Origin of the sequence: Pseudonocardia sp. Ae717_Ps2, assembly GCF_001932475.1 — a bacterium.
Taxonomy (GTDB): domain Bacteria; phylum Actinomycetota; class Actinomycetes; order Mycobacteriales; family Pseudonocardiaceae; genus Pseudonocardia.
Map to the genome: position 1 here is coordinate 4,934,391 of NZ_MCIS01000001.1, position 20,725 is coordinate 4,955,115.

At 73.7% G+C, this 20,725-nt stretch carries 17 protein-coding genes and 1 pseudogene; 3 read left to right on the forward strand and 15 right to left on the reverse strand.

The features are described from left to right. Window positions 1-25: 25 nt before the first annotated feature. The 4 genes and pseudogenes from Ae717Ps2_RS22585 to Ae717Ps2_RS22600 form a co-directional block, all read right to left on the reverse strand. Window positions 26-1,261 carry an ABC transporter permease gene (locus Ae717Ps2_RS22585; RefSeq protein ID WP_075333875.1) on the reverse strand — a complete coding sequence of 412 codons (1,236 nt, stop codon included), beginning with the start codon at window positions 1,259-1,261 and terminating at the stop codon, window positions 26-28. Beyond that, window positions 1,258-2,337 (reverse strand): ABC transporter permease, encoded by a 1,080-nt coding sequence (locus Ae717Ps2_RS22590; protein ID WP_020627201.1) that lies wholly within the window; start codon window positions 2,335-2,337, stop codon window positions 1,258-1,260. The genes Ae717Ps2_RS22585 and Ae717Ps2_RS22590 overlap by 4 nt, the downstream gene beginning before the upstream one ends. Continuing rightward, window positions 2,334-3,930, reverse strand: a pseudogene (locus Ae717Ps2_RS22595) (ABC transporter ATP-binding protein). The gene Ae717Ps2_RS22590 and the pseudogene Ae717Ps2_RS22595 overlap by 4 nt, the downstream one beginning before the upstream one ends. Further along, window positions 3,842-4,990, reverse strand: coding sequence for a BMP family protein (locus Ae717Ps2_RS22600; RefSeq protein WP_083695272.1), 1,149 nt, complete (start codon window positions 4,988-4,990; stop codon window positions 3,842-3,844). Before Ae717Ps2_RS22600 ends, Ae717Ps2_RS22595 begins: the two are co-directional and overlap by 89 nt. A 193-nt stretch (window positions 4,991-5,183) precedes the next feature. On the opposite strand from Ae717Ps2_RS22600, the gene Ae717Ps2_RS22605 reads away from it, so the two are divergent. Both Ae717Ps2_RS22605 and Ae717Ps2_RS22610 read left to right on the forward strand, forming a co-directional pair. Beyond that, window positions 5,184-5,633, forward strand: coding sequence for an SRPBCC family protein (locus Ae717Ps2_RS22605; protein WP_075333876.1), 450 nt, complete (start codon window positions 5,184-5,186; stop codon window positions 5,631-5,633). A 233-nt stretch (window positions 5,634-5,866) separates the two neighbouring features. Further along, the gene (locus Ae717Ps2_RS22610; RefSeq protein ID WP_075310256.1) at window positions 5,867-7,192 is read left to right on the forward strand and encodes a D-alanyl-D-alanine carboxypeptidase family protein; all 1,326 of its coding nucleotides are present in this window, start codon (window positions 5,867-5,869) and stop codon (window positions 7,190-7,192) included. 317 nt (window positions 7,193-7,509) lie between these two features. Here the strand turns inward: Ae717Ps2_RS22610 and yhjD are convergent, their stop codons facing one another. From yhjD to Ae717Ps2_RS22655, 9 genes are all read right to left on the reverse strand, one after another. Next, window positions 7,510-8,574: an inner membrane protein YhjD gene (yhjD, locus tag Ae717Ps2_RS22615; RefSeq protein WP_083696184.1), complete on the reverse strand. Its 1,065-nt coding sequence runs from the start codon at window positions 8,572-8,574 to the stop codon at window positions 7,510-7,512. Between the two features lie 43 nt (window positions 8,575-8,617). Continuing rightward, entirely contained in the window at window positions 8,618-9,631 is a 1,014-nt protein-coding gene (gene trpS / locus Ae717Ps2_RS22620) for a tryptophan--tRNA ligase (protein WP_075310254.1), read from the reverse strand. Between the two features lie 25 nt (window positions 9,632-9,656). Continuing rightward, entirely contained in the window at window positions 9,657-10,568 is a 912-nt protein-coding gene (locus Ae717Ps2_RS22625; RefSeq protein WP_139318926.1) for a helix-turn-helix domain-containing protein, read from the reverse strand. A gap of 197 nt (window positions 10,569-10,765) precedes the next feature. Further along, on the reverse strand, window positions 10,766-10,981 hold the full coding sequence (locus tag Ae717Ps2_RS22630) for a hypothetical protein (protein ID WP_075310250.1): 216 nt from the start codon (window positions 10,979-10,981) through the stop codon (window positions 10,766-10,768). 104 nt (window positions 10,982-11,085) lie between these two features. After that, entirely contained in the window at window positions 11,086-13,725 is a 2,640-nt protein-coding gene (locus tag Ae717Ps2_RS22635) for a bifunctional FO biosynthesis protein CofGH (protein ID WP_075333877.1), read from the reverse strand. Between the two features lie 82 nt (window positions 13,726-13,807). After that, the gene (locus Ae717Ps2_RS22640) at window positions 13,808-14,320 is read right to left on the reverse strand and encodes a YbaK/EbsC family protein (RefSeq protein ID WP_051050060.1); all 513 of its coding nucleotides are present in this window, start codon (window positions 14,318-14,320) and stop codon (window positions 13,808-13,810) included. A gap of 61 nt (window positions 14,321-14,381) precedes the next feature. Continuing rightward, complete coding sequence (locus tag Ae717Ps2_RS22645; protein WP_075333878.1) at window positions 14,382-15,194, reverse strand: protein kinase; 813 nt, start codon at window positions 15,192-15,194, stop codon at window positions 14,382-14,384. Continuing rightward, a complete protein-coding gene (locus tag Ae717Ps2_RS22650; protein ID WP_075310244.1) occupies window positions 15,191-16,033 on the reverse strand; it encodes an exodeoxyribonuclease III in 843 nt (280 codons plus the stop codon). The genes Ae717Ps2_RS22645 and Ae717Ps2_RS22650 overlap by 4 nt, the downstream gene beginning before the upstream one ends. A 43-nt stretch (window positions 16,034-16,076) precedes the next feature. Continuing rightward, window positions 16,077-16,406 (reverse strand): hypothetical protein, encoded by a 330-nt coding sequence (locus tag Ae717Ps2_RS22655; protein WP_139318925.1) that lies wholly within the window; start codon window positions 16,404-16,406, stop codon window positions 16,077-16,079. Between the two features lie 258 nt (window positions 16,407-16,664). Here Ae717Ps2_RS22655 and Ae717Ps2_RS22660 point away from each other — a divergent pair, with 258 nt between their 5' ends. Beyond that, complete coding sequence (locus Ae717Ps2_RS22660) at window positions 16,665-18,893, forward strand: NADP-dependent isocitrate dehydrogenase (protein ID WP_075310240.1); 2,229 nt, start codon at window positions 16,665-16,667, stop codon at window positions 18,891-18,893. A 449-nt stretch (window positions 18,894-19,342) separates the two neighbouring features. On the opposite strand, the gene Ae717Ps2_RS22665 is transcribed toward Ae717Ps2_RS22660, so the two are convergent. Together Ae717Ps2_RS22665 and Ae717Ps2_RS22670 are read right to left on the reverse strand one after the other, a co-directional pair. Then, window positions 19,343-19,651, reverse strand: coding sequence for a DUF3017 domain-containing protein (locus tag Ae717Ps2_RS22665; RefSeq protein WP_043276732.1), 309 nt, complete (start codon window positions 19,649-19,651; stop codon window positions 19,343-19,345). Between the two features lie 19 nt (window positions 19,652-19,670). Further along, window positions 19,671-20,525 carry a bifunctional methylenetetrahydrofolate dehydrogenase/methenyltetrahydrofolate cyclohydrolase gene (locus tag Ae717Ps2_RS22670; RefSeq protein WP_075310238.1) on the reverse strand — a complete coding sequence of 285 codons (855 nt, stop codon included), beginning with the start codon at window positions 20,523-20,525 and terminating at the stop codon, window positions 19,671-19,673. Window positions 20,526-20,725: the final 200 nt, after the last annotated feature.

The following is a 20,725-nucleotide window of genomic DNA, read 5'->3' on the forward strand; positions in this document are numbered from 1 at the left end:
CTCCGGACGGTCCCCCACCTGCCATCTAGCGTCCTTCCCCGCGCCGGTACGGCTCGCCGAGCCGGGCCGGTGGCCGTAGTCGTTGCGAGGCCGCCGCGAGCACGATCAGCGTCACCAGCTGCGGGGCGTAGGAGGCGAACTCGCTCGGCACGGTGTCGACCGACCAGTAGATCGCGTACACCAGCAGCCCCGCGACGAGCGCGACGGCGGCGGCGGTCCACATCCGGCGGATCGCCCACAGCACCGCGACGACGACCGCGACCAGCGTCGCGCCGTAGAGCAGCGCGTGCACCGCCTCGCCCCCGGCACGCAGCTGCAGGCCGTCGACGTAGCCGAACAGCGCCGAGCCGACGAGCAGCCCGGCCGGCCGCCAGTTGCCGAAGATCATCGCGGCGAGACCGATGTACCCGCGGCCGCCGACCTGGTTCTCCAGGTAGCCGAGCTGGCCGGGGTTGAGCACCAGCGCCGCGCCACCGAGCCCGGCGAGCGCGCCGGAGATCGTGACGGCGACGTACTTGTGCAGCACGACGTTGACACCGAGCGACTCCGCGGCCACCGGCGACTCGCCCGCACTGCGCAGCCGCAGCCCGAACGCCGTCCGCCACAGCACGAGGTAGCTCACCGGGACCAGCGCGACCCCGATGATCAGGATCGGCGTCAGGCCGGTGACCAGCCCGGACAGCAGCCCGGCGAGGTCGGAGACGAACACCCGTTGCTGGGCCTGCAGCGCCGCGAGGCCGTCGGAGACCCCGGGGATCGAGAACTCGGTGAACCCCTGCAGCCGCGGGGACTGGCGCGGGTTCTGCGAGACCGGCGTGAACACCAGCGTGGCCAGGTACTTCGTCAGGCCAGTGCCGAGCAGGGTGATCGCGACGCCGGAGACGATGTGGTTGACGTTGAACGTCACCGTCGCGACGGCGTGCAGCAGCCCGCCGAGCGCGCCGAACACCAGCCCGCCGAGCATCGCCGCCCACGGGCCCCACTGGTAGCCGGCCCAGGCCGCGCCCCAGGTGCCGAGCACCATCATGCCCTCGAGGCCGATGTTGATGATCCCGGCGCGTTCGGCCCAGAGGCCGCCCAGGCCGGCGAGCAGGATCGGCAGCCCGAGCCGGACCGCGGCGGACGCGGTGCCGCCGGAGGTCAGCTGGGTCTGGCCGGTCAGCGTCACCGTGATCGCCAGGACCGCGACGAGCGCGGCCGCGATCAGCGCCGACCGGGCCCAGCCGGGCAGGGTCCGCGCACGTTCTCCGACCGCGGTCACGACGACACCTCCGCGGGTTGCGGTGCGGGAGCCGCGGCGGCGACCCGCCGTTGCTCGGCCCGCCGCTCGACCCGGCGGACGATCTCGTAGGCGACGACCACCGACAGCACGATCAGGCCCTGCATGATCAGCACGATCTCCCGCGGGATGCCGACGACGTCGAGCGCCACCGCGGACTTGTCCAGGAACGCCCACAGCAGCGCGCCCAGCGCGATGCCGACGGGGTGGTTGCGTCCCAGCAGCGCGATCGCGATGCCGGTGAAGCCGTAGCCCTGCGGCGAGGACAGCGTGTAGGCGTGGTCGCGCCCGAGCAGCTCGGGCAGCCCGACCAGCCCGGCGACGGCGCCGGAGAGCAGCAGCGCGACGACGATCGTGCGGCGCGCGTTCACCCCGCCGGTCGCGGCGGCCGTCGCCGACTCGCCCGAGGCGCGCAGCTCGAAACCGAACCGGGTGCGCCCGAGCAGGAACCAGTAGCCCACGCCCAGCGCGGCGGCGACGAACACCATCCCGAAGATCTCGCCGTTGCCGACCCCGATGCCGGGGAACCAGCCCGACTCCGGGATCGGCGGGGTGGTGATGTTGTTGCCCCGCAGCTCGCCGAAGGTCTCGGCGCGGATCAGGTAGGCGATCAGCCCCGTGGCGATCGCGTTCAGCATGATCGTCGAGATGACCTCGGAGACCCCGCGGTAGGCCTTGAGCAGCGCCGGGATCGCGACCCAGGCCGCACCGGTCAGCAGCGCCACCACCATGATCAGCACGGTGTGCAGGACCGGCGGGAGCGCCACCGTCCCGCCGACGATCGCGGCGACGCAGGCGGCGACCCGGAACTGGCCCTCCACACCGATGTTGAACAGCCGCATCTGGAAGCCGATCGCGACGGCCAGCGCGGCGAGGTAGTAGACGGCGGCGGAGTTCACGGTGTCCACGACGACCGTGCCCGACCCGACCTGCCCGAGGATGGTCGTGACCGCCGTCCACGGCGACGCCCCGCTGATCACCAGCGCGACCCCGCACAGCAGGGCGGCGACCGCGATCGCCAGTACGGGCGCGACGACGGCGCCCCGCAGCCGGCTCACGTGGCTGCTCCGGTCATCTTGGTACCCAGCTCCTCGGGGGTCACGGTCGCGGGATCGGCGGTGCCGACCAGCCGCCCGCCGGAGATGACGGCGAGGGTGTCGGACAGGCCGATCAGCTCGTCCAGGTCGGCCGAGACCAGCAGCACCGCGAGCCCGGCGGCCCTGGCCCGACGCAGCTCGGCCCAGATCCCGGCCTGCGCGCCCACGTCGACGCCACGGGTCGGGTGGGCCGCGATGAGCAGCACCGGGTCGCCGGACAGCTCCCGTCCGACGACGAGCTTCTGCTGGTTGCCGCCGGACAGCGCGGCGGCCATGACGTCGATGCCGGGGGTGCGGACGTCGAAGTCGCGCACGATCCGCTCGGTGTCGGTGCGCGCGGCGGCGGTGTCCAGCAGCCCGCGCCGGGCGATCGGCGGCCGGGACTGGAACCCGAGGATCCGGTTCGCCCACAGCGGCTGCTCGCCGAGCAGGGCGTGGCGGGACCGGTCCTCGGGGACGTAGCCGATGCCGGCCTCGCGGCGGGACATCGTCGACGCCGCCGAGATGTCGGTGCCGTTGAGCAGCACCCGGCCACGGGCGTGCCTGCGCATGCCCATGACCGTCTCGACGAGCTCGGTCTGGCCGTTGCCCTCGACGCCGGCGATGCCCAGCACCTCACCGGCGTGCACGACGAGGTCGACGCCGTCGAGCAGGTCGCGGCCGCCGTCCGGGCTCGGCAGCCCCAGCCCCTCGACGCGCAGCACCTCCCGGTCGGTCACGGTCGAGTCGCGGGTCTCCGGCGAGGGCAGCTCCGAGCCGACCATCATCTCCGCCAGCTCGCGGTTGGTGACGGTCCGCGGGTCCGCGGTGCCCACCGTGCGGCCGCGCCGGATCACGGTGATCCGGTCGGCGACCGCGCGGACCTCGTCGAGCTTGTGCGAGATGAACAGGAACGTGTAGCCGTCGCCCTGCATCGCGCGCACGGTCGCGAACAGCTCGTCGACCTCCTGCGGGACCAGCACCGCGGTCGGCTCGTCGAGGATCACCGTGCGGGCACCGCGGTAGAGCACCTTGAGGATCTCGATGCGCTGCCGGTCTGCGACGCCGAGGTGCTCGACGAGCGCGTCCTGCCGGGCGGCGAGCCCGACCGTCGCGGACAGCTCGGCGATCCGCGCGCGGGCCGCCTTCCCGATGCCGTGCAGGCGCTCGGCACCGAGCAGCACGTTCTCGGCGACCGTCAGGTTGTCGGCCAGCATGAAGTGCTGGTGGACCATCCCGATCCCCGCGGCGATGGCGTCGGCGGGGCTGCGGAAGTGCGTGTCCGTCCCGTCGACGACGATCGTGCCCTCGTCGGGCGTCTGCATCCCGTAGAGGATCTTCATCAGGGTCGACTTGCCGGCCCCGTTCTCGCCGCAGAGGGCGTGGACCTCACCGTGGGTGACGGTGAGGTCCACGCCGTCGTTCGCGACGACGCCGGGGAACCGCTTGGTGATCCCGCGCAGTTCGACCGCGTGGCGCTCCTCGGTCACTTCGTGGACTTGACGTCGATCTGTCCGGCGATGATCGCGGCCTTGTACGCCTCGAGCTGCGGGACGATGTCGTCGACCTGGCCACCGGAGGTGGAGTAGCCGACACCGTTGTTGGCGAGGTCGAACCGCGCCGGGAGCTGGGCGACCGTGTTGCCCGCGACCGCGTTGACGTAGTCGTAGACCGCCACGTCGACCCGCTTGATCATCGACGTCATGATCGTGTCGCGGACCTGGGTCAGCTGCGGCGAGTTGTACTGGTCGGAGTCGACGCCGATCGCCTTCTTCTGCGCGGTCTGCGCGGCGGCGAAGACACCCTGGTTCGACTGGCCCGCCGCGGCGAAGGAGATGTCGGCACCGCCGTCGTACTGGCCGGAGGCGATCTCGGTGGCGCGGGTGGCGTCGTTGAAGCCGGTGAAGTCACCCGCCGGGGAGATGTAGGCCGACTCGACGTCGATGCTCGGCGCGACGGCCTTGGCGCCCTGCGCGTAGCCGGCGTCGAACTTCTGGATCAGCGGGTTGTCGACGCCGCCGATGAACCCGACCTTGCAGGTCGAGGTCTTCAGCGCCGCCGCGGCACCGACCAGGAACGAGCCCTGCTCCTCGGCGAAGACCAGCGGCTTGACGTTCGGCAGCTCCACCGTGTCGTCGTCGACGATGGCGAACTGGACGTTCGGGAACTCGGTCGCGACGGTCTTCACGCCGGTGGCGTAGTTGAAGCCGACCGCGATGATCGGGTTGAACCCGCTCTGGGCGAGCTGGCGCAGGCGGTTGGTGCCGGCGTCCTCGCTCTCGCCCGCCTGGGCGGTGGCCTCACGCGTGTTGGCCTTCTGCAGGCCCAGCTCGGCGACGGCGCGGTCGAGCCCGGCGGCAGCAGCGTCGTTGAACGAGGCGTCGCCGCGGCCGCCGATGTCGTAGGCGAGCCCGACCTTCAGCCTGCTCGCGTCCGCCTTCGGGGCCTCCGGCGCCGGCTGGGCCGACGCGGCCGGGACCGACGGCGGCGCGACGCGCTCGCACTCCCCGGCCTGGGCCCCGCCGCCCCCGCCCGTGTCGCGCGCGCACCCCGCGAGCGTGAGTGCCGCCGCGGCCACGAGCGCGATCGCGGTCGCGTACCGGCCCCTGCCTCCGATGCGCTGGTTGATCCGCACGAGGTGTCCTCCCCCTCCGGCGCCACCGGTCGGCGGCGCGTGTCCGGACGGGACCGTAACTGCTGGACAACGGTTTCGGCAGAACTCGAAACACGGCCGTGACGCGGAATCGTCGAGCGGTTGACGGACGGTACCGTCCGCGCACCCGGACGATCTTGTACCGGGAGGTGACCGCTGTCGTCGAGGAGGACCGATGGATCGCGCGGAACGTACGGTGCAGGCGCCGCCGGAGCGGGTGTGGGAGCTGGTCTCCGACATCACCCGGGCGGGTGAGTGGAGCCCGGAGGCCACCGGGGGGCGGTGGCGGGGCGACGCGACCGGGCCCGCGGTGGGTGCGCGATTCACCGGCGGCAACCGGCACGGCCGGATCCGCTGGTCGACGCACTGCCGGGTCACCGAGTGCGAGCCGCCGCACCGGTTCACCTTCGTCGTGACCGAGTCGCGGACGGCCTGGGGCTGGATCCTGGAGCCTGCGGGCGACGGGGCGACGACCGTCGTCGCCTGGCGGGAGAAGGTCGGCGAGGCGGCGCTGCCGGTACGGCTGCTGCAACGCAGCGGGATCCTGGGCCGGGACCGCGAGACCCTGATGCGCGACGGGCTGGAGCGCAGCCTGGACCGGGTCAAGGAGATCGTCGAGCAGTGACCCCTGACCACTGAGCACTGAGCTGGGCACTGAGCTGGGCACTGGGCTGGGCACTGGGCTGGGCACTGGGCACGACCGGCGGCCGGGCATGATCGCCAGGAGTGGAGCGCGGGACGCAGTGCACTCGCCGGGGCGCTCCACTCCTGGCGATCATCGTCCGGAGGCCGCGGCGCGCAGTGCCGGTCCCCGGCGGTCCGGTGCGACGACGTGCGGCGGTGGGCCATGCTGCACCGGTGACCGCCTCCCCAGGACGTGCATGCCGTGCCACGCCGCTCGCGCTCCTCGTGGTGGTGCCGCTGCTCGTGGTGCTGACGCTGCTCGGACACCCCGGGACCGCGGCCGCCGCCTCCGGGACCGCGGCGGCCCCGAGCGGGGTGCCCGGCGCCGCGACGGTCACCGCGACAGCAGGATGTCCGGGCCAGGACGCCCCGCCCGGTCCGCCCGCTCGGGAGGAGACGGCGCCGGTCACCCCGCTGCCCGTGCCGTCGCCGGCGGTCGGCGGGCTCGACGGCTGCGGTGACGCCCACGCCGGGTCGGTGCCGCCCCCGCCCGTGGGGGTGGCGTCCTACGTGGTCGCCGATCTCGACTCCGGTGCCGTGCTCGCCGCCCGGGCCCCGCACGCGCGGGAACGTCCGGCGTCGACGATCAAGCTGCTGCTCGCGCTGGTCGTCGACGAGCGGCTGCCGATGGACCGGGTGGTCGTGGGCACCACCGAGGATGCGAACGTCGACGGCAGCCGGGCCGGGATCGGCCCCGGTGGGCGCTACACCGTCGACCAGCTGCTGCACGGGCTGCTGCTGTCCTCGGGCAACGACGCCGCGAACGCCCTGGCCCGCGAGCTGGGCGGCGTCCCGGCGACGCTGGCGGCGATGCGTGAGGAGGCCGCCGGCCTGGGTGCACTCGACACCCGCCCCGCGACGCCCGCCGGTCTCGACGGCCCGGGGATGTCCTCCTCGGCCTACGACCTGAGCCTGCTGCTGCGCGCCGCGTTGGAACGGCCGCGGATCGCGGCCGCGCTGACCACCCGGAACATCCCCTTCCCCGGGTTCGCCGACAAGCCCGGCTTCCTGCTCGGCAACGACGACCGGCTGCTCGGCACCCCCGGCTTCCTCGGCGGGAAGAACGGCTTCACCGACGCCGCCCGGCACACCTTCGTCGGCGCGATGGAGCGCGACGGGCGACGCCTGGTCGTCGCCGTGGTGCGCGGCGAGCAACGGCCGGTGCGGATGGTCGACCAGGCCCGGGCCCTGCTGGACTGGGGCTTCGGCGCCCCGGCCACCGGGATCGGGACGCTGGTCGAGCCCGGCACCACCGGTTCCGCCGACGGCTCGGGAACGACCCCGGGCGTCGCGGCCCCCGCCGGCGGTGCCGACGGCGCGACATCGGCGTCCGGAGGAGGCGCGGACGGGGCGACGGGGCGCACCGACGAGGCGACGACGGCCGACGCCCCGGATCCCGCGGGCGCCCCGCCGGTTCCGGCCGCGGTGCTGGTCGGCGGGGTCGCCGCGCTCGCCGGCGTCGGGGCGCTGGTGGCCGCGCGGCTGCGCCGGGGTCGTTGACCCGGGCCCGGACGACGATCTGCGGACGCACGGACCACCGCGGCGGCCTGGGGACTCTCCTCCACGCACCGTTCGCCGGCTGGACGTTCGTCGGGCCCCGCCCGGGATCCCACTCCTGATCTCCCCGGCACCCCGGGGCCGGGCGCGGGACGCGGGGGCGCCTGGTGCGTAGTCGCTTACCGGGTAAGCGAGTTCGTGGGGCCCCGTCCCCACAGCCCCGCGGACGACCCGCACGACGGCCACCGTGCCGCAGGCGGCGCCGCGCCCGAGCCGTCGCCGCACCGGTGAGCGCCGTCCGCGGTCAGCGCCCTACCCGGTCAGCGCCGTCGGCGCCCCAGGACCCGCAGGCCGAGCGCTCCACCGATCAGGCCCGCGGTCAGCAGGCCCGCCGAGGCCAGCGCGCCCGGACCGTCGCGGACGACGTACTGCGGCCGGATGATCGCCGGGGCGGGCAGGTCGCGGGGACCCTGGTCGTTCTCCTCGGCGCTGGCGGCCCAGGCGGTGACGAACAGCAGGAACCGGGAGGTGAAGAAGATGAAGATGAGCAGACCGAGGATCGACCCGAACGCGGCCCCGGCCGGTGAGGCGCCGATGGTCGCGAGGTAGACGACCATGACGCGCTGCAGGATGGCGAACCCGATCGCGCCGAGCAGCGCCGCCTTCACCGCGCTGCGCAGGGTGACGGGCTCGCGCGGGAGCCGCGCGATCACCCACAGGAAGACCAGCCAGTTCCCGCCGATGCCGACCAGGAACGACAGGACGCTGAGCAGGAACCGGGCCCAGCCCACGTCACCGAGACCGACCAGGCCGAGCAGCGACGAGCCGAGTGCCCCGGTCACCGAGGCGATCGCGAAGGACGCCACCAGGGCGAGCCCCAGACCGACCAGGGCGAGCAGGTCGAACGCGAGCCGCTTGATCATCGGTGGGGCTTCGTCGCGCTGACCCCACTGCTCGGTCAGCGCCTCGCGCAGGTTGCTCATCCAGCCGATGCCGGAGTACAGCGCACCGATCAGACCGACCGCGCCGATCGCGCCAGCGCGGTTGATCGCGGTGTCGACGACCTGCCCGAGCGTCTGGCCGAGGTCGCCGGGAGCGGCGCTGGTGATGCCGTCCCGCAGCTGCGCCACCAGATCCGGGTTCCCCCGCAGCACGAAACCGGCGATCGCGAAGCCCACCATCAGCAGCGGCACCAGCGCCAGGATCGAGAAGTAGGTGATCGCCGCGGCGTAGTGGTCGCCGTGGTTCTCGGTGTAGCGCTCCCCCGCCCGCACCAGGTGGTCCAGCCACGGATGCTTCTCCCGCTGGCGGTCGAGGAAGGTGTCGGTCTCCTCCTCGTCGGTCTCCAGCCGGTGCGCGATCGTGGCGGCGCGGTTCTCGGCCATCATTCCCCCGGTTCGGTGGTACTCCCCGCCCCGGGCGCGCGGCTCAGACGGGCGGGAGGAACCCGATCCTCTCGTGAACCGCGGCCAGTGTCGCGCCGGACACCTCACGCGCACGGGTGGCACCGCGGGCGAGCACCCGGTCGAGTTCGGCCGGGTCGGCCAGATAGCCGTTCACCTTCTCCGCGAACGGCTCCGCGAACGCGGCGACGATCTCGCCCAGGTCCTTCTTCAGGTCGCCGTAGCCGCGGCCGACGTACTCGGCCTCGACCTCGGCGACCTTCCGGTCGGTCATCGCCGCGTTGATGGTGAGCAGGTTCGCGATGCCCGGCTTGTTCTCCGGGTCGAAGCGGATCTCGCGCTCGTTGTCGGTGACCGCGGAGCGGATCTTCTTCGCCGAGGTCCGCGGCGGGTCGAGGAGCTCGACGATCCCGCTGGGCGACGACGCCGACTTGCTCATCTTCGCCGTCGGGTCCTGCAGGTCGTAGATCTTCGCCGTGGCCTGCGGGATGTGGGGCTCGGGCACCCGGAACGTCTCGCCGAACCGGTGGTTGAACCGCTGCGCGAGGTTGCGGGTCAGCTCCAGGTGCTGGCGCTGGTCCTCGCCGACCGGGACGCGGTCGGCCTGGTAGAGCAGGATGTCCGCGGCCTGCAGGATCGGGTAGGTGAACAGCCCGACCGTCGCCCGGTCGGTGCCCTGCTTGGCGGACTTGTCCTTGAACTGGGTCATCCGGCCGGCCTCGCCGAAGCCGGTGATGCACTCCAGGATCCAGGACAGCCGCGCGTGCTCCGGCACGTGCGACTGCACGAACAGCGTGCAGCGGTCCGGGTCGAGCCCCAGCCCGAGGAGCTGCGCGGCCGCGACCCGGGTCCGCCGGGCCAGCTCGGCCGGGTCGTGCTCCACCGTGATCGCGTGCAGGTCCACGACGCAGTAGAACGCCTCGTGGTCGTCCTGCAGGGCCACCCACTGCCGCAGCGCACCCAGGTAGTTGCCGAGGTGGAACGAGTCGGCCGTGGGCTGGATCCCGGACAGCACCCGGGGACGGTGGGCGTCGTTCATGCCCGCCATCGTTCCCTACCGTCGGTCATCTCGGGCGCACCGGGGACACCGGGGACACCGAGTCCCTGGCGAACGCCCGCCCGCACTGCTCGCAGTCCAGCCGCACACGGAGCGGCTGCCCGCAGGCCCGGTGGCGGATCGTGAAGTCGATCGGGGCGCCGTCCGCGCCGCACCAGCGGTGCGACCACTCGACCAGGCAGGCGTGGATCGGGAAGCAGGCGCGTCCCTTGTCGGTGAGGCGGTACTCGCCGTCGCCGCTGCGGCTGAGCACCCCGAGCCCGACGAAGCGGCGCAACCGGTCCGACAGCACCTCCGGGGAGATCGCCAGCTCGTGGGCGAAGCAGCTGAACGCCCGGACGCCGGTGAGTGCGGCGCCGATGACCGCGGCGCCCCACCGGTCGCCGATGATCTCCATGGCGCCGGGGAGGAAGGAGAGCGGGTCGGCGGGCAGCGTGCCGCGGGTGCGCCGCGGGTGCCGGCGGGCCAGCACATCCAGTCCCGGTGCCCACGGCTCGCGCTCGACCTCGGTGTCCCGCGGGCCGACCTCGCCGCCGCAGGTAGCGCAGCACACCCGCACCCGGGTGGGGCGCCCGCAGTCGCGGTGCACGATCTCGGGCAGCGGGACCTCGCGCGGGACCCAGGTCTTCTCCCAGTCCCAGGTGCAGATCAGCAGCTTCCAGATGTCCCCGCCGCGCTCGGTGAGGACGTAGCCGCGGCGCTCCCGGCCGCCGTCGGCGTAGCTGCAGGTCTCGAGCAGGCCCGCCTCGACGAGCCCGCGCAGCCGCGCCGACAACGTCGCGTCGGAGATGTTGAGGGTCTCCCGCCACCCCGCGTACCGGCTGACCCCGAGGAACGCACGCTGGAGGATCAGCAGCGTCCAGGTGTCGGCGAGCAGGCCGAGACCGCGCCCGACGGCGCCCAGCTGCTGCGGCCGCACCCGCTCGCCTCCCTTGACCCCGGACTGCGCAAGATCGTACCGTTGTCTCACTCTGCCGATCGAAGTCGCACCCGGGTGTGTGACCGTCGGCGGGGTGGGCCGGATCCGGGGGGTCGGCCCACCGGCCGGGGCGGACGTCCTGCGGCAGCGCGGTGAGGGGGCTGCGTCAGCTGCGGGGCGTCGTCCCGGTCAGCACGTCACCCGTTCTCCCGGCTCCCCCGGCCGTTCTCCCGCTCCGGCTCCTCGGGCTGCGGGGCGGCCTCGTCCCCCACCGCCTCGGCCGTCACCGCCTCGACGCTCACGACGCCCTTGTCGAGGTCGATCGGGCCCAGCCGCCACTGCTGCCCGCCCTGCGCGGCGTCCGAGTCCTCGTGCATCCGCTTCCGCGGGAACATCTCTCCGAGCACACCCATGCCGCCACCGTACGGCGATCGGCGGCCGGGCCGGTCCCACGCGGCCGAGGGCGACGCGGGACCGGCCGGGCTCGAACCAGGCCCGGGCCGGAGTCAGGCCGGGGTCAGGCCGGGGTCAGCGGCAGCATCCGCGGCCCGTCGCCCGACGCCGGGGTGAGCACGCGGGGCTCGCCGCGGTAGGTCGTCGTCCGCTGCCGGACCGGGCGACCGGCCGCCGCGGCGATCGCGGTGAGCTCGGCGACCGAGCGCTCGGAGCCGTTCTCCGAGCCGGCCATCCGGGAGATCGTCTCCTCCATCAGCGTGCCGCCCATGTCGTCGGCGCCCCCGGCCAGGATGTCCGCGGCGAGGTCGTCGCCGAGCTTCACCCAGGAGCACTGGACGTGGTCGATCCGTCCGTGCAGCGCGAGCCGGGCGAACGCGTGCACCGCCCGGTTGTCGCGCTCCGTCGGACCCGGTCGGGCGATTCCGGCCAGGTAGATCGGGGCGTTGTGGTGCACGAACGGCAGCGGCACGAACTCGGTGAACCCTCCGGTGCGGTCCTGGATCGACGCCAGGGTGCGCAGGTGCCCGAGCCAGTGCCGGGGCTCGTCGACGTGGCCGTACATCATCGTCGAGCTGCTCGGGATCCCCAGCTCGTGTGCGGTCGAGACGACCTCGATCCACTGCGACGCCGGCAGCTTGCCCTTGGTCAGGACCCAGCGGACCTCGTCGTCGAGGATCTCGGCGGCGGTGCCCGGGATCGAGCCGAGCCCGGCGGCCTTCAGCTCGGTCAGCCACTCCCGGATCGACACGCCGGCCTTCGCGGCGGCGGAGACGATCTCCATCGGGGAGAACGCGTGCACGTGCATCCCGGGCACGGCCGCGGTGACCGCGCGGACCAGGTCGGCGTAGAACGACACCGGCAGCTGGGGGTCGATGCCGCCCTGCACACAGACCTCGGTGGCGCCGTCGCGGGCGGCCTCGGCGGCGCGCTGGGCGACCTCGTCGAGCGAGAGCCGGAAGGCGTCGGCGTCGCGCTCGCGCTGGGCGAAGGCGCAGAACCGGCAGCCGACGTAGCAGACGTTCGAGAAGTTGATGTTCCGGTTGACCACGTAGGTGACGTCGTCCCCGTTGACCTGCCGGCGCACGTCGTCGGCGAGGTCGAGCAGGGTGCGCAGCGCGGGCCCGTCGGCGGTCAGCACGGCCATCGCCGCGTCGGCGTGCGCCGGGTCGAGCAGCGCAGCCGGGTCGGACGCGGCCAGGTCCAGCCCGGCCCGGACGTCGGAGTCGAGCCGCTCCGGCGCCGCCCCGTGCCCGGCGCGCTGGTGCTCCAGCTCGGCGGCCACCTCGTTCCAGTCGCCGTAGACGTCACCGAAGTCGCTGCGTCGGTCCTCGGTGCGCCCGGTGGTGTCGATCGTGGAGTTCAGGTCGGTGCGCCCGGTCGAGGCGAACCCGCCGTCGGGCTCCTGCCACGCCCGCCCCTCCACGACGGCGTCGGGCCGGGCGAGCCCGTCCGGTCCGGACAGCGCGGCGACGTGGCCGTGCAGCCGCGCGTCGATCCACGGCGACCCGGCCCGCACGTACTTCGGGTAGGCGGTGAGCCGCTCCCGCAGCGTGAAGCCCTCGGCCGCGGTGATCGCGGCCAGCTCGTCGACGGCCGGCCACGGCATCTCCGGGGACACGTGGTCCACCGTCACCGGGGAGACACCGCCCCAGTCGTCGATCCCGGCGCGCAGCATCAGCGCCTGCTCGTCGCCGACGAGGTTCGGCGGGGCCTGCAGCCGCACCTTCGGGCCGAGCACCAGCCGGGCGACGGCGATCGTCGCGGCGAGGTCGTGCAGGTCGGCGTCGGGGTCGTTCGCCATCGCGGTGTCCGGCTTCGCCCGGAAGTTCTGGACGATCACCTCCTGCACGTGCCCGTGCGCGCGGGCCGCCGAGCGGATCGCGAACAGCGACTCGGCCCGCTCGGTGCGGTTCTCCCCGATGCCGATCAGGATGCCGGTGGTGAACGGGACGCCGACGCGGCCGGCGTCGGTGAGGGCGCGCAGCCGGACCGCGGGCTCCTTGTCGGGGCTGCCGAAGTGCGGGCCGCCCTTCTCGAACAGCCGCTGCGAGGTCGTCTCCAGCATCATCCCCATGCTGGCCGCGACCGGCTTGAGCCGGGTCAGCTCCTCCCAGCTCATGACGCCCGGGTTGAGGTGCGGCAGCAGCCCGGTCTCCTCCAGGACGGCGATCGCGCACGCCCGGACGTAGTCCAGCGTCGAGTCGTAGCCCCGCGCCTCGAGCCACTCACGAGCCTGCGGCCAGCGGTCCTCGGGGCGGTCGCCGAGGGTGAACAGGGCCTCCTTGCAGCCCTGCGCGGCGCCCTGACGGGCGATCTCGACGACCTCGTCGCGCTCCAGGTACATGTCCTCGAGCCTGTGCGGGACGGTCGCGAACGTGCAGTAGTGGCAGCGGTCGCGACAGAGCCGGGTCAGCGGGATGAAGACGTTGCGGGAGTAGGTGACGACGCCGGGGCGGCCCTCCTCGACGAGTCCGGCGTCGCGGACCCGGCCGGCGTGGCCGAGCAGCTCCTCCAGGTGCTCACCGCGGGCGGCGAGCAGCACCGCGGCCTCGGTGACGTCGAGGGTCGACCCGTCGCGGACCCGGCGCAGGGCCCGGCGGAACGCGGAGTCCGAGGGGACCGGCTCGGCGGGCGCGGGGGTCGGGAGGGGTACCGGCGGGACGGCCTCGGCCGGGACGGGGGCGGCAGGAGTATCGGCCATGCCACCCACACTAGGTTTCGCGGAACACCGCAGCGACCGTCCGTTTCCCGGCGATGGATCACGCCCGGTACGGGAATAGGGCTCAGGCGACCTCGGCGGGCGTGCCGCCGGTGACGGCGACGAGCTCGTCGAACGTCGTCGGGAACACCGAGCGGGCCACCCCGCCCGCCGCCCAGACCCGGTCGAACCCGCCCAGCGCGACGTCGACCAGGGTGCGGACCGGCGCCGGGTGCCCGACGGGGGCGACCCCGCCGATGACCTGCCCGGTGGCCTCACGCACGAACTCCTTCGACGCCCGTCCGACCCGCTGCGCGCCGACCAGGGCCGCGACCCGGTCGGTGTCCACCCGGTGCGCGCCGGAGGTGAGGACGAGCAGCGGGGCGCCGTCGGCGTCGAAGACCAGCGAGTTCGCGATCTGGCCGACCTCGACCTCCAGCGCGGCGGCCGCCGCGGCGGCGGTGGTCACCGCGTCGGGCAACAGCACCAGGCCCGCGATCGACGCGGGATCGGCACCGGCCCGGCGCAGCGCCTCCTTCACGGCGGCGACGCGGGGGTGGTCGGCGGGGTGTTCGACGCTCGGGCTCACCCGGGACATCCTGCCCGCACCGCGCCGCGGCCGCTGCCGGGTTCCCCGGAGGTTCCTCGTCAGCGGTTCCTCAGAGGACGGCGAGGACCAGCAACACGACGACGACCACGGCCAGCACCCCGGCCACGCCCAGCAGGATCCAGCGGTTGCGGCCGAGGTCCCCACCCTGGGACCGGGGCCGGGCACCGCGTTCGAACAGCTCGGCGGCCCGGTCGTGGGTCGGGCGGTCGGCCGGGTCGTCGGCGGTGAGGCCGTCCAGGACCGTCGCGAGCGCGCTGCCCGCCGGCGGGCGCGGGCCCACCGCCTCGCGCAGGACGACGCCGAGACACCACAGGTCCGCGGCCGGGGTGTCGGCGCCCTCGGGAGCGGCGGGCGCACCGGTCCCGCCGGGGCGCGGGCCGACCGCGCGGGCGAGACCGACGTCGGTGAGCAGGGCGCGGCCCTCCGCGGTGATCAGCACCGCGTCGGCGTCGAGCCCGCCGTGGGTGCCGCCGTCGGCGTGCACCGCCCGCAGCGCGGCCAGCACGTCCCGCCCGACCAGCGCGACCTGCCGGGGCGACGGCGGCTCCGCCTCGACGACCGCGCCCAGCGGCCGTGCGTCCGGGTGCTCGGTGACCAGGTACTCGCGCATGTCCCCGGCCGAGGACCGGTCGGTGACCAGGTCCAGCACCCCGACGACCGACGGGTGCCGCAGCCGTCCGGCCGCCCGGACCTCGGTCAGCAGCCGCTCCCGGACCCCCGCGACCGGGGGCAGCGCGATCTCGGTGACGGCGACGGTGCGGCCGGTGATGCGGTCCTCGGCGCGGTGGGTCGGCCCGAAGCCGCGGCGGCCCAGCTCGTCGAGCAGCAGGTAGCGGCCGCCGACCATCCGTCCGGCGATCACACGGCCCCCAGCCGGACGACGACGGGGGCGTGGTCGGAGAAGCGCCGGTCGTGCGCGGGTGCCCGGTCCACGACGGCCTCGTACGCCGCGTCGGCGAGCCCGGGCGTGGTGAGCAGGTGGTCGATCCGCCACCCGGTGTCGTTGTCGAAGGCCCGCCCGCGGTAGCTCCACCACGAGTACGGCCCGTCGACGCCCGGGTGCCGTTCGCGCACCACGTCGCGCCAGCCGTGTTCGAGCAGCTTCGCGAACCACTCCCGCTCGTGCGGCAGGAAACCGGAGTTGCGCCGGTTCCCGCGCCAGTTGCGCAGGTCCAGCTCGGTGGGCGCGATGTTCCAGTCCCCGCCGACGACCATCTCCCGGCCGGTCGCGGCGCACCGGTCGAACGCGGTGCGCAGGTGGTCGCCGAACGCGGCGCAGAACGCGTCCTTGGCGTCCTGCTTCGGTGTGCCCGCCTCACCCTTGGGCAGGTACAGCGAGGCCACGGTGAGCCCACCCGGCAGGTCCACCTCGAGATAGCGGCCGTCGAGGTCGGTCGCAGGGTCGGTGCTGTTGCTCGCTCCGCGGGCTCCGCTCGGGAGACCGATCCGTACGGCCTCCGGCTCGTCACGGCTCAGCACGGCGACGCCGTTGCGCCCCTTCGCCGTCAGCGAGGGCGCCAGCCGCAGGTGCCAGCCGCCCGCGTCGAGCGCGGCCAGGAAGGCGGCCGGCAGCTCGTCGGGCAGGGCCCGGACCTCCTGCAGGCAGACCGCCCGCGCGTCGGTCGCGGCCAGCCACTCCAGCAGCCCCTTGGTGGTGGCGGCACGGACCCCGTTGACGTTGACCGTGGCGAGGGCGTTCACGCCGTCTACTGTGCCGCACCCATGATCACGCTGCGCGACGGGTTCAGCACCGGCTGCCCGGGGTCGCGGCGACGGAGTCCACCGGGACCCACTGGTTCTGCTCGGTGAGCTTGCGGAAGCCGCCGTCGACGATCGTCTCGGCCGCGACCTCGGTGCCGACCGGCAGCGTGCGGACCGGTGCCGCCGAGTTGCCGGGGGCCGCGCGCACCGTGACCTGCTCGCCCTGCACGACGACACGGCAGCCGGTCGTCTCCAGATCGCCCGTGACACCGCCGTAGGCGAGTGCGACGGCCGTCAGGCCGACACCGATGAGCCCCACCAGCGGCCAGCCCCTCAGGAGGGACTTCCGGGTGAGCCCGAAGACCTTCGCCACCGTGGTTCCCCTCCCGTCGGACGCTGCCGCCGACCACGGTAGCCGGTCCGCGGCCACGGGCTCGACCATCACGGGGGTGTCGGGCCGGTTACTCCTACGGGCGTGCGGAGCCGGTGAACAGATAGCGTGTGGCCCAGTCAGCGGGTCGCCGCGCCGGGGACCCGCCCGGTCGTCCCGGGCCCGTCCGCCGGCGCCGTCGCGGCCCGCTCGCTGGACACGGCAGCACACACGACGAGCCGAGGCAGGCCTGAGGACGCGATGAAGCTCACCTACACGTACACCGACGAGGCGCCGGCGCTGGCGACCCACTCCTTCCTGCCGGTCATCGAGGCGTTCGCCGGACAGGCCGGGGTCGACGTGGAGACCCGCGACATCTCCCTCGCCGCCCGGATCCTGGCGAAGTTCCCGGACCGGCTGACCGAGGCCCAGCGCGTCCCGGACTCGCTGGCCGAGCTGGGCGAGCTGGCGAAGACCCCGGACGCCAACATCATCAAGCTGCCGAACATCTCGGCGTCGATCCCGCAGCTCAAGGCGGCCATCACCGAGCTGCAGGGTGCCGGCTACGACGTACCGGACTACCCGGAGAACCCGCAGACCGAGCAGGAGAAGGCGGCCCGCGCCGCCTACGACTCGGTCAAGGGCTCCGCGGTCAACCCGGTGCTGCGCGAGGGCAACTCCGACCGCCGCGCCCCGCTGTCGGTGAAGAACTTCGCCCGCAAGCACCCGCACTCGATGGGCGCGTGGAGCCCCGACTCCACCAGCCACGTCGCCACCATGGACGAGGGCGACTTCCGCCACTCCGAGACCTCGTTCACCGCCGCCGGTGACGGCGCGGTCCGCATCGAGCACGTCGCCGCCGACGGCACCGTCACGGTGCTGAAGGAGAAGATCGCGCTGCTGGACGGCGAGGTGTTCGACGGCGCCGTCATGCGTCGCGAGGCACTGCGGGCCTTCCTCGCCGAGCAGGTCGCCGACGCCAAGGCCAAGGGCGTGCTGTTCTCGGTGCACCTCAAGGCCACGATGATGAAGGTCTCCGACCCGATCATCTTCGGGCACGCCGTCCGCGCCTACTTCGCCGACGTCTTCGACTCCTACGGCGACGACCTCGCCTCCGTCGGCGCCGACCCCGACGACGGTCTCGCCTCGATCCTGACCGCGCTGGAGAAGCTGCCCGCCGACAAGCGCGAGGCGATCGAGAAGGCCATCACCACCGCCTACGAGACCGGCCCGGCCCTGGCCCAGGTCGACTCCTCGCGCGGCATCACCAACCTGCACGTCCCCAGCGACGTCATCATCGACGCCTCGATGCCGGCCGCCATCCGCTCCTCCGGGAAGATGTGGAACGCCGACGACGCCCTGCAGGACACCAAGTTCGTCATCCCGGACTCGTCCTACGCCCCGCTCTACGACGAGACCGTCAAGCACTGCCAGGCCAACGGCGCCTTCGACCCGACGACGATGGGCACCGTCCCGAACGTCGGCCTGATGGCGCAGAAGGCCGAGGAGTACGGCAGCCACGACAAGACCTTCGAGATCGCCTCCGCCGGCACCGTGCGCGTCGTCGACGCGGCCACGGGCGAGGAGAAGCTGTCGCACGAGGTCGGCGAGGGTGACATCTGGCGCGGCTGCCAGACCAAGGACGCCCCGATCCGCAACTGGGTCGGGCTGGCCGTCGAGCGGGCCCGGGCCACCGGCTCCCCCGCCGTCTTCTGGCTGGACTCCGCGCGCGCCCACGACGCGCAGCTGATCGCGAAGGTCGAGAAGTACCTGGGCGAGCACGACACCGACGGCCTGACCATCGAGATCCTCCCGATCGCCGAGGCCACCCGCTACACCCTGGAGCGGACCCGCAAGGGCGAGGACACCATCTCGGTCACCGGCAACGTGCTGCGCGACTACCTCACCGACCTGTTCCCGATCATGGAGCTGGGCACGTCGGCGAAGATGCTGTCGATCGTCCCGCTGATGAACGGCGGCGGCCTGTTCGAGACCGGCGCCGGTGGGTCCGCGCCGAAGCACGTGCAGCAGCTGCAGAAGGAGAACCACCTGCGGTGGGACTCCCTCGGCGAGTTCCTCGCGCTGGCCGTCTCGCTGGAGATGCTGGCGTCGAAGACCGAGGAGCCGCTGCGGGCGAAGCTGCTCGGCCAGACCCTCGACGAGGCCACCGGCAGGCTGCTGGAGAACGGGAAGTCGCCGTCGCGCAAGGTCGGGGAGCTCGACAACCGCGGCAGCCACTTCTACATCGCGCTGTACTGGGCGCAGGCCCTCGCCGCGCAGACCGAGGACACCGAGCTGGCCGCGATCTTCGCCCCGCTCGCCGAGAAGCTCGCCGCCGCCGAGGACACGATCGTCGGTGAGCTGAACGCGGTCCAGGGCGACCCGGTCGACCTGGGCGGCTACTACTACGTCGACCGCGCGAAGACCGACGCGATCATGCGGCCGAGCGCCACGTTCAACGCGGCGATCGACGCCTTCGCCGGCAAGTAGCCCCACCGGCGACGGCCCGTCCCCCGCTACCGGGAGGGCGGGCCGTCGCCGTGTCGGGACGACCACCATCCGTGGACCCGTTCGCGACACCACACCGCCGTCCGGGTGGCCGGAGGGTGATCGTTGCGATCATCGAGTGATCATGAGCGACGCCGTGGGCGACGTCACTGACCCGTCCGGCGCAACCCCGGTCACGGTCCGACCGTACTCGCCGGTACAATTACGTTAGCTATGATCATCATCGCCCTGCCCCGCACCAGCCCGACCGGGCCGCGCTCCCCCGCCCCGTCGGGCGCTCCGGTGCGAGTACCGCGGGCGACGAGCACCGGCCCCGGCCGTCCGGGCAGCAAGCGCCCCGCCGACCCACGCCGGCCACCCACCAGGCGTCCCGCCGGGCCCGAGACGACCGGCGGCAGCCGGAGCTGAACCCGGCCCGGACCGGGGCGGGGTCAGCTGATCGTCAGCGAGCCCTGCGTGATCGTCAGCGCGAGCAGCAGGACGACGACGCCGAACCCGCCGTACACCAGCGCGTCGGCGTAGCGGCCGCGGATCGCGAGCAGCCCGACCCGGTCCGGCGGCAGCGCCACCCGCAGCCCCGCGGCGACCAGCATCGCCACCGCCAACGCCGCGGACCCCTCGCGCCAGTGCTCGGTCACCACCCGCTGCAGACCGACCAGGGACACCCCGAGGACGACGAGCAGCGGCCAGTGCGCCCGCAGCCGGGCCCGCAGACCGTGCCCGGAGCGGGTCTCCACCATCACTGCCCCCTGCTGTCCGTCACTCCGACAAGCTCCGCTCGGCGGCCTCGACGACGTTCGTCAGCAGCATTCCTCGGGTCATCGGCCCCACACCACCCGGCATCGGCGCCAGCAGTCCGGCGACCTCGGCGACCTCGGGGGCCACGTCACCGACCAGACCCAGGTCGGTCCGGGTCACCCCGACGTCGAGCACCGCGGCGCCCGGCTTGATCTGGTCGGCGGTGATGAGCCCGGCCCTCCCCGCGGCGGCGACGACGACGTCGGCCTCCCGCAGGTGCGCCGTCAGATCCCGGGTGCCGGTGTGGCATAGGGTGACGGTCGCGTTCTCCGAGCGGCGGGTCAGCAGCAGCCCCAGCGGGCGGCCGACGGTCACGCCGCGACCCACCACGACGACCCGCGCCCCGTCCAGCTCGACACCGAACCGGCGGCACAGCTCGACGATGCCGCGCGGGGTGCACGGCAGCGGTCCCGGCTCGCCGAGGACCAGCCGGCCCAGGTTCGTCGGGTGCAGGCCGTCGGCGTCCTTGCCCGGGTCGACCCGCTCCAGCGCGGCGCCGGCGTCGAGGCCGCCCGGGAGCGGGAGCTGCACGATGAAGCCCGTGCAGGTCGGGTCGGCGTTCAGCTCGTCGATCGTGTCCTCGACCTGCGTCTGGCTCGCGTCGGCGGGGAGCTCACGCTGCAGCGAGGTGATCCCGACCTTGGCGCAGTCGCGGTGCTTGCCGCGCACGTAGGCGTGTGACCCGGGGTCGTCACCGACCAGCACCGTGCCCAGGCCGGGGGTCACCCCGGCGGCGGTCAGCTTCTCGACACGGCCCCGCAGGTCGTCGAGCAGCTCCGCCAACGTCGCCTTGCCGTCCATCACGCGTGCGCTCACCCGGGCATCCTCTCAGGCAGCGCCCGGGCCGGTCGAACCTGACCGGAGGACGCCCGCGTGCCGGGCGGGTAGGGGACGCCGCCCCAGCGACCTGCGACGACGGTCCGATCGCGTGCAACCGGGGCACAGGCCGGGGTCTGGCCGTACGGAGGGGCGATGAACGATCTCCATGAGAGGAGAATCACACCACCGGTGCACGG